9 protein-coding genes and 1 pseudogene are annotated in these 12,190 nt (G+C 45.5%); 4 read left to right on the forward strand and 6 right to left on the reverse strand.

Going from position 1 to position 12,190, the window contains the following annotated elements:
• Window positions 1-14 precede the first annotated feature (14 nt).
• The 3 genes from AC58UX_RS22075 to leuC all read right to left on the reverse strand — a co-directional run bounded on the left by AC58UX_RS22075 (window position 15) and on the right by leuC (window position 3,805).
• A complete protein-coding gene (locus tag AC58UX_RS22075; protein ID WP_497256689.1) occupies window positions 15-1,439 on the reverse strand; it encodes an N-acetylmuramoyl-L-alanine amidase family protein in 1,425 nt (474 codons plus the stop codon).
• Between the two features lie 269 nt (window positions 1,440-1,708).
• Window positions 1,709-2,314: a 3-isopropylmalate dehydratase small subunit gene (gene leuD / locus AC58UX_RS22080; RefSeq protein WP_497256691.1), complete on the reverse strand. Its 606-nt coding sequence runs from the start codon at window positions 2,312-2,314 to the stop codon at window positions 1,709-1,711.
• A 69-nt stretch (window positions 2,315-2,383) separates the two neighbouring features.
• Entirely contained in the window at window positions 2,384-3,805 is a 1,422-nt protein-coding gene (gene leuC, locus AC58UX_RS22085) for a 3-isopropylmalate dehydratase large subunit (RefSeq protein ID WP_497256693.1), read from the reverse strand.
• 156 nt (window positions 3,806-3,961) lie between these two features.
• Between leuC and AC58UX_RS22090 the strand changes: the two genes are divergently transcribed.
• From AC58UX_RS22090 to AC58UX_RS22105, 4 genes are all read left to right on the forward strand, one after another.
• A complete protein-coding gene (locus tag AC58UX_RS22090) occupies window positions 3,962-5,065 on the forward strand; it encodes an ABC transporter substrate-binding protein (protein ID WP_497256695.1) in 1,104 nt (367 codons plus the stop codon).
• An 11-nt stretch (window positions 5,066-5,076) separates the two neighbouring features.
• The gene (gene fhuB, locus AC58UX_RS22095; protein WP_497256697.1) at window positions 5,077-7,122 is read left to right on the forward strand and encodes a Fe(3+)-hydroxamate ABC transporter permease FhuB; all 2,046 of its coding nucleotides are present in this window, start codon (window positions 5,077-5,079) and stop codon (window positions 7,120-7,122) included.
• A 148-nt stretch (window positions 7,123-7,270) separates the two neighbouring features.
• A complete protein-coding gene (locus tag AC58UX_RS22100; protein WP_497256699.1) occupies window positions 7,271-8,164 on the forward strand; it encodes a LysR family transcriptional regulator in 894 nt (297 codons plus the stop codon).
• A 32-nt stretch (window positions 8,165-8,196) separates the two neighbouring features.
• On the forward strand, window positions 8,197-8,508 hold the full coding sequence (locus AC58UX_RS22105) for a DUF5658 family protein (RefSeq protein WP_497256701.1): 312 nt from the start codon (window positions 8,197-8,199) through the stop codon (window positions 8,506-8,508).
• On the opposite strand, the gene AC58UX_RS22110 is transcribed toward AC58UX_RS22105, so the two are convergent.
• The 3 genes and pseudogenes from AC58UX_RS22110 to AC58UX_RS22120 all read right to left on the reverse strand — a co-directional run.
• On the reverse strand, window positions 8,490-9,749 hold the full coding sequence (locus tag AC58UX_RS22110) for a methyl-accepting chemotaxis protein (RefSeq protein ID WP_056614139.1): 1,260 nt from the start codon (window positions 9,747-9,749) through the stop codon (window positions 8,490-8,492). The genes AC58UX_RS22105 and AC58UX_RS22110 overlap by 19 nt on opposite strands.
• Before the next feature lie 33 nt (window positions 9,750-9,782).
• Window positions 9,783-10,562 carry a prepilin peptidase gene (locus AC58UX_RS22115; RefSeq protein WP_497256704.1) on the reverse strand — a complete coding sequence of 260 codons (780 nt, stop codon included), beginning with the start codon at window positions 10,560-10,562 and terminating at the stop codon, window positions 9,783-9,785.
• 1,273 nt (window positions 10,563-11,835) lie between these two features.
• Window positions 11,836-12,186 (reverse strand): annotated as a pseudogene (locus AC58UX_RS22120) (response regulator); the annotation flags it as partial.
• Window positions 12,187-12,190 lie beyond the last annotated feature (4 nt).

The raw sequence follows: 12,190 nt of genomic DNA on the forward strand, positions 1-12,190 counted from the left end.
CAAATTCTCGTTGCTTAATTAAGAGTCAAATATTCCTTAATCGCAGCAACAAGCGAAGCAGCTAATTTGTCCTGGAATGCCTCTTTGTACATCGCGGATTCATCATTCTTATTGGACAAATAACCAACTTCAAGCAATACCGCAGGCATAGTGGTTTTGGTGATTACGCGGAAGTCCGCCTCACGAACCTTACGATCCGCAAATCCAGTAGCTGGGACAGCGTACTTATGAATCGCATTGGCAAAAGCTAAGCTTTCAGACCTGTTGTAGTACGTTTCCGTACCGGACACCGTTGCTTTGGCGCTATTTCCATGGATCGATAAGAAGAGGTCCGCTGACATGTCATTCGCAAATGAAACACGATCATCAAGCGGGATGAAAGTATCGTCAGAACGCGTCATCTTGACGCTGACTCGCTTATCTTTTGCTAACAATGCCTCTACCTTCTTCGCTACTGCGAGTGTAAAATCCTTCTCATGTCTGCCTGTTATGGAAAGTGCGCCTGGATCGTTATCCCCGTGACCCGCATCGATGATGACGGTTAACTTCCGTTCACCGATAGCAGCCTTCCATTGATTGGGCAGCTTTGTAGTTATCGTCTGGTAGTCGGTTGGACCATTCAAATCCAAAATAATTCGAACAGTAGCTGGATTATCGTTGAAATTTGAGAAGCGCACTTTCGAAACTAGCGGCTGCTTCGAAGGCAGTTCACCAGCATTTTTCACCAGCATTTTCTGCAGTGATTCATCCAAGACCGTATTCGGAAAATCAAACACAAGGCGTGAAGGATTTGCTAACGTTAGTACCTTCGGAGTTAACGTCCCATCCTTAGCCATGACGGTTAATTCCGTTTCTGAAAGTACAATAGATGTTATGACATTTGCTGAAGGGTCAGGTGTCGTTGTGCCTGTTCCTGTACCTGTTGACGGCTTCGTTCCAGGAGGCTTTACCTCTGGGTTAGACGTATTCCCGTTGTTGGGATCCACAATCGTGATCGGTCCAGTCACTGGTTTGGAGTCCGAATCATCTTTTTTGAACATATGTACGGAATTGGCGGCTCCATCCCATTTAAACTCAATTCCCATAACCTCTCCGATGAATCGCAGCGGCAGCATGGTTGAACCATTTTCAATCTTAGGACCTACGTCCAGCACTTCTTTCTTCCCATTAATGAGTGCCGTCGTCGTATCAATCACAAGTTGGATATTAATATTATCCTTCTTGATCGTGACTTTCCGGGTAGCTTCCTCCCATGACACGATGGCACCGATTTGTTCCACAATAACACGCAAAGGAACTATCGTAGTCCCGTTAATGATACGCGGTTGAACCTCAACATTTTCCAACAGCTTCTCATTCATAAAAAGCTTTATCGGCTTTGGAGCCTCAGCTCCTAATGCCGTGGTTGGCAGCAGCAACAGACAAGCGAGCAATAACAAAAAAAATGCAGGAAATTTCATCATTCACCTCTATGTAATGTCGGAATTGGGGGAAGTCACTACGCAGCCATTCAGCCAACTCTATCAATCTACCAGCTTTCATAATATTATAGCAAAAATAACCTTATCCTGACAGCGCAACCTCCTTTCCTTCGACAATCTAGTAAACTATTAGACGTAGCAAACTGCCAAAAGTTGCAAGTTTATGGATAAAAGAATACAAAAAAAGACGTATCCCCGATTATGGGGATACGCCCTTTGAATCAAACTTATTTGTAAGCCAAACGTTTTTGGTGAGCTTGCTCATAAGCTGTGATTTTCGCTTCATGCTGAAGCGTCAAACCGATGTCATCCAAGCCTTGCAGCAAGAATTGACGACGGTGCTCATCCAAATCGAATTGGATTTCAAGCCCGTACTCATCCGTTAGCTTTTTGTTCTCAAGATCAACATTCAGCTTGTACCCTTCGTGCTTCGCAGTACGTTGGAACAGATCCTCAACCTGCTCTTCTGACAATTTAATTGGCAGAATGCTGTTTTTGAAACAGTTGTTGTAGAAAATGTCTGCGTAGGAAGGCGCGATGATAACGCGGAATCCGAAATCTTGAATCGCCCAAGGCGCGTGCTCACGGGAAGATCCGCAACCGAAGTTCGCTCTGGAAATCAGAACGGAAGCTCCTTGATAACGATCTTGGTTCAATGGGAAATTTTCAATTACGTTGCCTGCTTCGTCCCATCTCCACTCGAAGAAAAGGAATTGTCCGAAACCTGAACGCTCAATACGTTTTAGAAATTGCTTAGGGATAATTGCATCTGTATCCACGTTTACACGGTCAACAGGACCTACTAGACCTATATGTTGTTTAAAAGCTTCCATGTTCTCATTCTCCTTAAAGTTTTGCTGATGCAAAACTAGCCTCGTAAGATTTGCTTGATTCAGCGCTAATTAAGCTTGTTGGTATTCTTTAATTTCCCAATCACGTACATCATAGAAGTGACCTTTGATCGCAGCAGCAACTGCCATTGCAGGTGATACAAGGTGCGTACGTCCGCCGCGGCCTTGACGACCTTCGAAGTTACGGTTGGATGTGGATGCACAACGTTGTCCTGGTTGTAGTACGTCTGGGTTCATCGCCAAACACATACTGCAGCCTGCATCGCGCCATTCGAATCCAGCATTGGAGAAGATTTTATCCAAACCTTCTTTTTCTGCTTGAATTTTAACACGGCCTGAACCTGGGACAACGATTGCTGTTACGCTTGGATCTACCGTATAACCTTGAGCAATTTTAGCAGCTGCACGAAGATCTTCGATACGACCATTTGTACAAGAACCGATGAAGACATAATCCACTTTCAGCTCCGTCATTGGCGTTCCTGGTGTTAAATCCATATATTCAAGCGCTTTTTCAGCTGCTTTACGTTCATTCTCTGTTTCGAAGCTTTGTGGATCTGGAACCAAGGAAGTAACGCTTGTTCCCATACCAGGGCTCGTACCCCAGGTAACTTGCGGGATCAACGTATCTGCATCGAACTCCAATACCCAGTCATAAGTTGCGCCTTCGTCTGTAACAAGATTGGACCATTCTGCAACTGCTGCGTCGAAATCAGCACCTTGTGGTACATATTCACGACCACGCAGGTAGTTGAATGTAGTCGCATCTGGAGCAATTAGACCTGCTCTTGCGCCACCTTCAATGGACATGTTACAAACTGTCATACGCTCCTCCATGGAAAGACCACGGATCGCTTCGCCTGTGTACTCAATAACATAACCAGTTGCAAAATCAGTTCCGTATTTCGCAATAACGCCAAGAATCAAGTCTTTTGCCGTTACGCCTGGCTTCAAGCTGCCAGTAATACGAACTTCCAGGGATTTCGCTCTGGATTGTTGCAACGTTTGTGTTGCCATAACGTGCTCAACTTCACTTGTACCGATACCGAAAGCAAGTGCGCCGAAAGCACCGTGAGTAGAAGTATGGCTATCTCCGCATACGATAGTTTTGCCTGGGTGTGTAAGACCAAGCTCAGGACCCATTACGTGAACAACACCTTGATCAAGGCTGTCTAAGTCAAAAAGTGTAACGCCGAAATCACGGCAGTTTTGTGAAAGTGTGTCGATTTGTTGTTTAGAAATTGGATCTGTAATATTGAAGCGATCTTTCGTAGGAACGTTGTGATCCATCGTTGCGAAAGTTAAATCAGGACGACGAACTTTACGACCGGACATACGAAGTCCTTCGAAAGCTTGCGGTGAAGTTACTTCATGTACTAGATGCAAATCAATATAAATAACACTAGGCTTGCCATCTTCCTGGTTAATAACGTGATTATCCCAAATCTTCTCGAACATTGTCTTTTTACTCATATCCAGTCACCTCTTGTCATTATCCGCATTAGTTTGCTAATGTCTTACCCTCATATCGTACTTTAACACGGATCGCGTCATAGTTCCAAGATATAATAACTATAAGCTTAATAGATTACTCCTATGAAGAAGTTATTGTTGACATAATCAGTGATAATGATTATCATTCTCCTAGCGGTATCGAATTGGCCATCGATGCCACAAGCAATTAACTACATACTTTCAGGGGGATTTATTGTGCGAAACTTGATTAAACCACTTACTTTTACGCTATCACTTCTATTACTTTTCATCACCGCTGCTTGCGGAACTACGAACTCATCGTCATCTTCGACTTCATCTACACCAGCCGCATCTGCGCAACCTTCAGCAGCTCCTACAGCCAATGCCGCTAAATCCATTACACATGCCATGGGTACAACGGAAATCAAAGGAACTCCGAAACGTGTCGTTACGTTAGAATGGGCATATACTGAGGATGTTCTCGCTCTTGGGATTCAACCAGTAGGTCAAGCGGATCGAAAAGGTTACGAGGCTTGGGTTAATGTAAAACCAGCACTTGATGCTTCTGTTGTGGATGTTGGTACGCGTCAAGAGCCTAACTTGGAGACGATCACTGGTTTGAAGCCAGACTTGATCATTACGAGCACAACTCGTTCAAGTAAAAACTATGAAGCTCTTTCCAAAATTGCGCCAACAATCGTATTTAATTCCTATCCTGCTGAAGGAAAAGGAAATCAATATGAAGAAATGGAAACAACTTTTAAAACAATCGCAGGCATTCTAGGTAAAACAGCAGAAGCTGACAAAGTACTTGCTGATCTAGCTAAAACTTATACGGATACAAAAGCTAAGCTTGTTGCTGCTAAAAAAGATGGTGTTGAATTTGCTGTAACACAAGCTTTTAGCAACCAAAACAACGCAGATCTTCGTTTATTCACGGATAACTCCATGCTCGTTCAAATTATGCAACGCATCGGTTTGAAAAATGTGTACAAATCCAGCAAATTTGAGCTTTATGGGTTTGCTACTGCATCCGTAGAAGCATTGCCTGCTGTACAAAATGCTAATTTCTTCTATATCGTTCAAGATAACGATAATGTGTTTGAAAAACAGTTGAAAGACAACGCGGTTTGGAAAGGCTTAGCTTTCGTTAAAGAAAACAAAACGTATAAATTACCAGGAAACACTTGGACGTTCGGCGGTCCTCTATCGGCTAAGGTCGTTGCTGAGCTTGCAGCTGCTGCATTGACGAAATGATCCAACCTGCGATGAAATCGAAAAATAACCTTTTCGCTTATATCGAGTGGAAATCTCTCCTTGTGTTTGGAGGTGGGCTGCTGGCACTCTGCCTCCTCCTATTCCTCAACATCACACAAGGAGAAGCAAACATCACCGTGCAGACGGTTATACAAGCTTTGCTATCTCCACAAGATACCCCCGACCATTCAATGGTGCGGGGGCTTCGCATGCCGCGCGCTGTGATGGGTATGCTTGCAGGAGCCGCACTAGCTGTAGCCGGTGCTCTTCTACAAACGGTCACCCGGAATCCACTCGCCTCGGCTTCAACACTTGGGCTGAATGCAGGTGCCTATTTCATAATCGTATTGGCGGCTGTCTATTTCCCGGCTTTGAAATCTGATCATTCCTTACTACTTGCGCTACTTGGAGCTTGCGGTGCAGCGATCATGGCTTACTTCATGTCAGGCGGTCGTAAAGGCACACCTCTTCGGATGGCGCTTGCCGGCATGATCGTCACACTTGTACTCGCTGCTTTTACAAGCGGCTTGCAAATTATGTATGAGAATGAGACGAATGGCTTATTCATGTGGGGGTCAGGCGCGCTTGCACAGAATGATTGGCAAGGCGTCCAATATGCACTCCCTTGGGTTTGTATCGGACTTATCGTGGCCTTTCTGTTTAGCCAAAAGCTAGATATGCTGGCTCTTAATGAAGAAACCGCTGTCTCACTAGGTGAAAATGTAAATCTGGTGCGTGTAGTCGCGCTAGCAGCTGCCATCCTCTTGGCCGGTGTCACAGTAAGCGTTGTAGGACCAATAGGCTTTATTGGCCTCATCGCACCTCATTTAGTTCGATTAATAGGCTTGCATCGTCATCGGTTATTAATTCCAGGCAGCGCCCTCTGGGGAGCCGTCGTCTTGCTTAGCGCAGATACTATTGCTAAAATGTTTCGCAGTATGCTCGGGGAGCTTCCTGCTGGATCCGTGACAGCCTTACTTGGTGCACCTTGGCTGATCTGGCTGGCCATTCGCGGCTCCAGAATGAAAGCTTCCGCTGAAAGCAGCTCCATGAGTGTCGGTTATGTAGGCACGAAAATTCCATATCCAATTCTAGTCGTTGTATCCTGCGCAGCTCTTATTTTCTTGCTCCTCTTCGGTTTAACCGCAGGAGCATTGCGAATTCCGCTTTCTGATGTAATTGCTGTTCTCACCGGACATGGCGAAGAGATGTCACGCAATGTAATTTTGAACTTGCGTCTGCCTCGCATTCTCGTTGCAGCACTTGCTGGCGCTTCCTTAGCGATTGCAGGCTCGATGATGCAAGGCGCTGTACGGAACCCGCTTGCAGACCCTTCAGTTGTGGGTGTCACCTCTGGGGCAGGTATGGGTGCCCTATTGGTGCTCACGATTTGGCCTACTGCTCCCGGCACATGGGTGCCTGTTGGCGCCATTATCGGCGCGCTCCTGTCTGCAGGAAGCGTATATGCCCTAGCATGGAAAAAGGGCTTGAATCCTGTTGTACTCATTCTCGTTGGGATCGCTGTTTCAGCGCTCGGCTCGGCAGTCATCCAATTTCTTGTGATTCAATCCAAAATGTCTGCCGCTCCAGCACTTACTTGGCTAGCTGGCAGTACGTATGCACGAGGCTGGAAAGAGTGTAGCCAGCTGATCATTGCAGCGGTCATCTTAATGCCAGGTGCATGGCTGCTTGGTCGACGCGTAGACTTATTGGCCTTCGGTGACCATGTGTCTCTTGGACTAGGTCTAAAGCTGCAGAAAACTCGACTTATTTCGGCTGCAATCGGTGTGTGTATTGCAGCAATCGCCGTAGCTGCTGTCGGAACTGTAAGCTTTATAGGCTTACTTGCCCCTCATGTCGTGCGTCTCTTTTTGGGTCAGCACCACCAAAAATCGGTTGTGCTTTCGGCCGTCATTGGCGCAATACTGCTCACTGGCGCTGATATTATCGGCAAAACGATTCTCATTCCCAAAGAAATTCCTTCAGGCATCGTTGTCGCCATTATTGGCGCACCGTATTTATTATTTTTGATGTATCGCAGCACCGTGCGAAAATAGCTAAATATAACCATAAAGGGCAGTGATACTGGAGGAAACCAGTCGTCACTGCCCTTTATGGTTATTTATTCCTATGTTCGGCTTGTTTCAGCCCACAAACCTTGATATGATTACTTTCAAGCTACAAATAAAGGAGACACTTCTTCGGATGGAATTACGTCAATTACAATATGCTATCCAGATCGCTATAGAACGCAATTTCTCACGTGCAGCAGAGAAACTTCATATTGCTCAACCTTCCCTGAGCCAGCAATTGTCCAAGCTTGAGAAGGAGCTTGGCGTGCTTTTATTCCAGCGCAGTACGAATTCTGTTGAGTTGACACATGCCGGCTCTCTCTTTGTAGAGAAGTCGCAAAAAATACTCGATATGATCGAGGGTCTTAAAAAGGAAATGGAAGACATTTCTCAAATGAAAAAAGGCCGCCTTGTGATCGGCAGTATGCCAATCACAGGGTCGACCATTTTACCTTTCGTTGTCCCAGTCTTCCAAGCTGCCTACCCAGATATTGAAATCTCATTAGTAGAAGAAACCTCATCTAATCTTGAGACGCTAACTGTGAATGGTCAGACCGATATTTCACTTCTCTCCTTGCCATTGCGTGAAGAATCTCTCGTCTATGAGTCCTTGCTGGAGGAAGAAATTATCCTTGCCGTGCCGCCGCATCATCCGCTAGCAACTAGTAAAGAACCGGTTCGCATCTCACAATTGGAGAAGGAACCCTTCATCGCTTTGAAAAAAGGACAAGGCTTTCGCAAGCTAACACTCGAGCTGTGCCAAGAAGCTGGGATCACGCCTAATATTGTTTTCGAATCGAGCAATATGGAAACGGTTCAATCACTCGTCGCAGCCGGTATGGGAATCGCTTTCGTGCCTTACTTGATTTCTAAAAGAAGTTTAAGTGAGCTATCTCCCATCAACGTCCCACTAGAAGGCAGACCGACTCGCAAGCTCGTGATTGCTTATCGCAAAGGTCGATACATTTCCAAAGCCGCCGAAGCATTTATCTCCACAATGAAAGAGGTTATGCAAACGATTCGTTAGCATAACCTACTACGTCCCAAGGAGTGGTTCCTTTGAGTCGAAATTTAATTATTTTCCTATGTATTGCTAGTCTTTTGGATGCCGGATTGACGGATATGGGACTTCGTCTGCAATTAATTGGCGAAGCGAATCCCATCATGGCGTTCCTGTACGAACATAGCTATCTTGCTTTTTATGGGATTAAAATTATTCTCCCCCTCTCCCTGTTTATCATCGCAGCGAAAGTTGGAAAACGCCTGATTATTACCCATTTGTTCCGTCTATCTACGGTTGTTTATATGGGTATTCTCCTCATGCATACATTTTGGATTTCCACATCACTATCTCAGAGCTTAAATATTTGAATCGTCCGCTGCAATTGCGTGACCATACGAAGCATTTGCTCGGATTGAATAACAACCGCTTTTACGGAACGCGTTTGTTGGACCATGGAAGTCGATACCTGCTCAGTACCCGCGGCGGATTGCTGCGTGATCGCTGAAATATTTTCCATAGTGCCCGTAATGAATTGAGCGGCATTCAGCATCTTCTGACTCTCTCCCGTAAACTCACTCATCCGCTGTGTAATGAACTGGATGCTTTCTACCATCTCACCGAATATCTTTTCCGTAGCTTCGATGGATTCTGTTTGTCTGCGAGCAATTTCCTCATTGATCTGAATATTTTTCTGAGCCATTTTAATACTATTCTCGATATTATGAACCATATGGAATACGCTCTTCGCTGATTTCGATGACTCTTCCGCCAACTTACGTACCTCTTGGGCAACAACGGAGAAGCCTCTTCCGTGCTCGCCTGCACGCGCTGCTTCAATCGAGGCATTTAAAGACAGTAAGTTAGTTTGTTCGGCAATCTCCGAAATCGTCCGTGTGATGGATGAGATACCAGCTGCTTCTTTCACCAGGTCATCGATGGTCCCCGATACATTGCTTGTCGCAAGTACAATGTGAGAAACACTCTCTGATTGGCTTTCGACCGCTCGCATCCCTTTTTTCACCAGATCCAATGTTTGACCGCACCGATTGTTCATCTCATGCGTTGAATCTACGTAGTCCGTAATTTTCGTCTCAATTTCCTTCACGACGGAAAAGCTTTTGAATACGCCGGAAGAAATTTCATTTGCTCCCTCGGCGAGCGAAGTCACTGAACCGGTTGCTTCTACAATCATCGTGTTAATGCCTTCGTTTTTATGGTAGATGTCACGACTGGAATCTGCTACATGCTTAGAAATGGAGGCCGTTTCGTTCAGAAGCTCCTTCAATTTCACGATCATCGCATTAAAGGAGCGTCCCATGTCACCTAACGCATCCTTCGAGGAGGCATCGACAGTTTGCGTGAAATCCCCTTTAGCAATATTCATTGCGACACGTGTTACATTGTCGATCGGCTCTGTTAATGCTTTTTCCAAGAAACGAACATAAGGAAAACTGAACACCATCAAGATGAGTGACGAAGATAAGGCAAAGATGATAGACACATCTGCTGTTAGCATCAGAATCAGGATAATTATTGTATAAAAGGCAACAACGGTATAATAGCCGAGCTGTAGCTTAGCACGAAACGATTGAGCTAGAAACCAGTTCATAGGAATTCGACCTCTCTTTTACGAAATGTAGTTTTACTGCCATAGGATGAGGTCCATGTACCACGTCATCAATGGGTCTCCGAAGCAAAAACAGATGAAACCAGCGACAGCGATAAAGGGACCATAGGGAATTGGTGAACGCCGATCCAGTTTACCTGAGGCGATGAGAGCCACACCGATGACGCTGCCAAGCAGCGCCGAAAGAAAGATGCATAACAGCACAAGCTTTATTCCCATTACAAGTCCAACTAATGCCATCAATCGAATATCCCCAAAGCCCATAGCTGGCTTCCCCATCCACGTTGCCACAAGGGAAACGATGATCAGTGCGCCCCCTCCAATGACGAATCCTAATGCATAATGCCAAATTGGCAGAGGGTGAACGAACAAACGCAACCCGGTAAATAACAGCATGGCAGGATAAATGATTTTGTTGGGCAACAGCATGTACGCCAAATCGCTGACGGTAAGAATGAGAAGCACAGACACCAATGGGTAAGCAATCCATAGTTCATTCACGCTGACCAAGTAAGGAAGTGAGGCAAAAAGAACACCCCCTGCCAACTCTCCAACGATATACACAGGTGATATAGCAGTACCGCAGGAGTGACATTTCCCTTTTCGGATAAACCATCCAAAGATCGGAATTAAGTCAATCGCATTAAGCTGACGTCCGCAGCTGCCACAGCTGGATCGCGGGGATACGACGGATACGCCTTTTGGTACCCGAAGCCCCACAACATTAAAGAATGAACCGAACAAAGCACCCGTGATGAACAACAAGACTGTATAACTCCATGCTTCCCATCCCATCGCCAAACCCCCTCATGATGTCTACCCTTTTTAAACTATTTTAGAAATCTGCTTTTTTGGCATATTCACGATTGCTTACCGGCGCTGTCCCTAATTGAACCTGCAACCAGGCAGCCAATTGATTGAAACTCTCAATGGTTACGGTAATGGTTTGCTTCTGGCCGCCAGCAGTTCCCATTTCAATTTCGATTTTATTCTCCGCTTCTGTACATACAACCAAGTATTGGGACATCTCCCCATTCAATTCCTCACTCCAATTACACATTACACTGCTTGTGAAATTTTTCATTGGTCCATTCCCCCTGAATAAATTAATGATCTTGCCGCCATTCAAAGCCTTTAAGCCTACTTTACTCGGATCAGTTGGTTCTTGAGACTTGTATGTGGTGTTGATGGGAGCCTCCTCTTTAACTGGCGGAGCTTCAATGACGAGATCTTTTATTTCTTGGGCTGCTTCCATCGTCGCAAGCGATTCCATTTCCATCGTTAACTCATTGAGATCATCCAAGCTTAGCTCGATGGAACTCGCATCCATATCCACTGCGATTTCTTCCATAGCCTGCTCAACAGCAGCGATGTCCTCCACTTCTGCAGATTCCTCGAGCTGGACGTCGATTGCAGGCTCTTGCACATATTGGATATCCTGAGCTTCTGCTTCTTGTGTCACATTCCACTCTTCTTCCAAATCACCTTGCATTACGGCTGCAAGCCTTTCCATTTCCAGTAGTCGATCTTCTTCCTCAGATGACCGTGTTGGTTCTGACGCAACTTGCATTTCTACATCCTCTTGCGACTCCATCGCAAGCTTAGACTCTTCCACTTCAGCAAAAGCCAGCAAGACTTCTAATGCGTTGACGACCTGTGTTGGTTTCGCCGCAACTTTTCGTTCCTCACCAACCTGACTTTTATTATCAGCTTCGGATACAGGCTCGGATTCAACAATCGTTTGCTGTAGTTCTACGACTTCAGGCACCTGCAATTCTTCATGGACAAGTTTACCTGTGATCTCGTGATTCGAGTCGCTATTTGAAACGACTTCATGTAAGGCTTCCTCATCTTGCTTCGTAAGAAGCAGCTCTTTAGGCTCTGAATAGGTTTGATCAACAGCGTGCAAACCTTCATCTTGGGCGTCAGCACCTTCTGCTAGCTTAGCCTGCAATTCCAATTCTTCTTTCTCAAATGTCGTCTCTTGGGCCTCGACTTCTGCGGTAACAGCTTCCGTGCGCTGCATATCTTGCGGGATTAAATGGCCGATTACTCGGGGAACACCATATTTACGAACAATTTCATTCACGCGATTCGGTTTAAACGGTTTCATGACATACCCGTTTGCCCCTGCCTTGAGTGCATCAGAGATCAGATCTTGTTGACTCATCGCTGAACAAATGAGAACGACGGCTGTCGGATTGAGCTTGCGAATTTCCTTCATCGCTTCAATCCCGTCCATCTCAGGCATGGTAATGTCCATGAGAACGATATCCGGCTGAAGTTCCTCATACTTCTGTACAGCCTGCCTACCGTTCTCTGCTTCCCCAACCACCTCATGACCGTATTGCTTCAAAATATCAGTCAACATTTTCCGCATGAATTTCGTATCGTCAACGACCAGGATTTGGAATGACATTGAA

Source organism: Paenibacillus sp. J22P90, assembly GCF_059692195.1.

What these genes read in the sequence shown, in the direction of transcription:
- leuD (WP_497256691.1), bottom strand. Translation starts at nt 2,314, where the DNA reads ATGGAAGCTTTTAAACAACATATAGGTCTAGTAGGTCCTGTTGACCGT.
- leuC (WP_497256693.1), bottom strand. Translation starts at nt 3,805, where the DNA reads ATGAGTAAAAAGACAATGTTCGAGAAGATTTGGGATAATCACGTTATT.
- AC58UX_RS22090 (WP_497256695.1), top strand. Translation starts at nt 3,962, where the DNA reads ATGATTATCATTCTCCTAGCGGTATCGAATTGGCCATCGATGCCACAA.
- fhuB (WP_497256697.1), top strand. Translation starts at nt 5,077, where the DNA reads ATGAAATCGAAAAATAACCTTTTCGCTTATATCGAGTGGAAATCTCTC.
- AC58UX_RS22100 (WP_497256699.1), top strand. Translation starts at nt 7,271, where the DNA reads ATGGAATTACGTCAATTACAATATGCTATCCAGATCGCTATAGAACGC.
- AC58UX_RS22110 (WP_056614139.1), bottom strand. Translation starts at nt 9,749, where the DNA reads ATGAACTGGTTTCTAGCTCAATCGTTTCGTGCTAAGCTACAGCTCGGC.
- AC58UX_RS22115 (WP_497256704.1), bottom strand. Translation starts at nt 10,562, where the DNA reads ATGGGATGGGAAGCATGGAGTTATACAGTCTTGTTGTTCATCACGGGT.